This is a genomic window from Mesorhizobium sp. M7A.F.Ca.CA.003.01.2.1 (assembly GCF_003998945.1).
Classification (GTDB): Bacteria; Pseudomonadota; Alphaproteobacteria; order Rhizobiales; family Rhizobiaceae; genus Mesorhizobium; species Mesorhizobium ciceri.
Genome location: NZ_RZRA01000243.1, coordinates 1 through 2,018, shown reverse-complemented (window position 1 = coordinate 2,018; position 2,018 = coordinate 1). Strand labels below are relative to the sequence as shown.

Genomic DNA, 2,018 nt, shown 5'->3' with positions numbered 1-2,018 from the left:
GTTCCATCAGGGTCTTTCCGCGATCGGCGTCGCCGGTGCCGCGCTCGACTGGTAGGCGGCCTCGACCAGCGCCATCGTGCTCCAGGCATCTTCGACGGGGCTTATCAGCGTATCATCTTCTCCGGTCGCAAAGCGCTGGACATTGGCCATGCGGCCGACGAAGGCATCGGGAAACCACTCGCCGGCCAAGGGCACGGCGATCCAGCCCGTTCCGCCCTTCGGACAGATCTCCAATACATCCGGTTCGCCTGTGGGATAATCGAGGTTGAGACCCAGCTTGAGATAGGCGGCACCCTCTGTGCCGCAGATGCGGAACTCGCAGGCCTGATGCCGGCGACCGAATTTGTGGTCGTGGTTGATCGACAGCGCGCAACGCACGGTGTCGCCATAGTCGAGAATGGCGCTGGTGCGCGTCTGCGCCACCTTATGGTTGGGATGGCCGAGCGTCTTGGCGTGCACGCCTCTGGGGTCGCCGAGCAACTGCCGGATCAGGTCGAGATAGTGGATCGAATGCATGGCGATCTCGACGCGCGGCGCCTTGAGCAGGAATTCCCAAAGCTCCCATGGTGTCGCCAGCGCCAGCCAGGCGTCGAAGTCGACGATCTCGCCGAGCCAGCCCTTGCCGATGGCATCCTTCAGCGCCAGCATCATTGGCGCGAAACGCAATTGGAAGTTCACCGCCGCGTGCAGCCTCCTGGCGCGGCAGATTTCGAGGATCGCGGTCGCCTCGGCAAGATTGCTGCCCATCGGCTTCTGGATCAGCGCCACCGCGCCGTCAGGCAAGGACTTCAGCACATCGGCATGATGCGACGGCGGGGTGGCAAGGTCGAAGATCGCGCCCTCGACAGCAGTCGCTTCTTCGACCGAGCCAAAGGCCGTCACGCCCCATTGGCTGGCCAGCTTTTCAGCCCTGACATGATCAGGATCATAAAGCCCGGCAACCGGAAAGCCGGCCTTCCGGTAGGCTGGGAAATGCGCGTCGCCGACGATCGATCCCGCGCCGAAGGTGACGATCGGCCGGGGTCTTGAGGGTTTTGGCCAGGATTGAACGAGCAAGGCAGGGTCGAAGCCGCCTTCAGTCATGATGGAAGACCTCATCCATCTCGGCCCACCACTCGCCCTCCTTGCGGGTCGCCAGCGGCTCCTGGCAGGGCATGCAGACGGCCCACCATTCCTGCGTCTTCGGGTCGGCCGCCATCTTGGCCATGTCGGCGGCATAGTCGGTGCCGTGGTATTCAAAATAGGAAAACAGCAGGTTCTCCGGCCGCTTCAGGTAGATCGAATAGTTCTTGATGTTGCAGGCCGAGATCATGGTCAGCACGCCGGGCCAGACGGCGGCATGGAGCCGAACATACTCATCGACCTTTTCCGGCTTCAGTCCGAGAATCATCCCCATCCGCTGCATATCAGTCTCCTATTTCGTGATCGCCGTGGTGAATTCGGCGATGCTCATGGCCTTGACCGCGTCCCAGTCCCAATCGATGCCGATGCCCGGTTCGTCGGGCGCCAGCGCCTGGCCATCTTCGATGCGCATGCGCTTGCCGGTCAACTGGTCGAGCTGCGGAATGTACTCGACATATCGGCCGTTCTGAACAGCGCAGGTCAGGCTGACATGCAGTTCCATCAGGAAATGCGGGCAGACCGGAATGTCGAAGGCCTCTGCCGCGTGCGCAATCTTGAGCCAGGGCGTGATGCCGCCGATACGGCCGACATCGACCTGCACGATCGAGCAGGCGCCTTTCTGCATGTACTCGCGAAAATGGCGGAGGGAGTAGAGCGACTCGCCGATGGCGATCGGCGTCGGCGTCGAGTTCGACAACCGCACATGCCCGTCGATGTCGTCGGCCGGCAGCGGTTCCTCGATCCAGGCGAGGTCGAGCTCTCACGCAGCCTCGCAGCGCGCCGGATCGCTTCGTCGACCGAAAACCCCTGATTGGCGTCGGTCATGATCTCGTAGCCGTCGCCGACCGCCTTGCGCACCGCCGACAGGCGGGCAAGATCCTCCGACCCGTGCGGCG

Annotated in this window: 2 protein-coding genes and 1 pseudogene; all 3 read right to left on the bottom strand. The window is 63.0% G+C overall.

The features are described 5' to 3' along the window. Positions 1-6: 6 nt before the first annotated feature. A complete protein-coding gene (locus EN969_RS12460; RefSeq protein ID WP_063167539.1) occupies positions 7-1,083 on the bottom strand; it encodes a Gfo/Idh/MocA family oxidoreductase in 1,077 nt (358 codons plus the stop codon). After that, positions 1,076-1,405, bottom strand: a complete 330-nt coding sequence (locus tag EN969_RS12455) for an L-rhamnose mutarotase (protein ID WP_063167540.1) — start codon at positions 1,403-1,405, stop codon at positions 1,076-1,078. The genes EN969_RS12460 and EN969_RS12455 overlap by 8 nt, the downstream gene beginning before the upstream one ends. Positions 1,406-1,414: 9 nt before the next feature. Continuing rightward, positions 1,415-2,018 (bottom strand): annotated as a pseudogene (locus tag EN969_RS12450) (enolase C-terminal domain-like protein); the annotation flags it as partial.

Excerpts from the sequence above, each read along its gene's own strand:
- EN969_RS12455 (WP_063167540.1), bottom strand. The coding sequence starts at position 1,405 with ATGCAGCGGATGGGGATGATTCTCGGACTGAAGCCGGAAAAGGTCGAT.
- EN969_RS12460 (WP_063167539.1), bottom strand. The coding sequence starts at position 1,083 with ATGACTGAAGGCGGCTTCGACCCTGCCTTGCTCGTTCAATCCTGGCCA.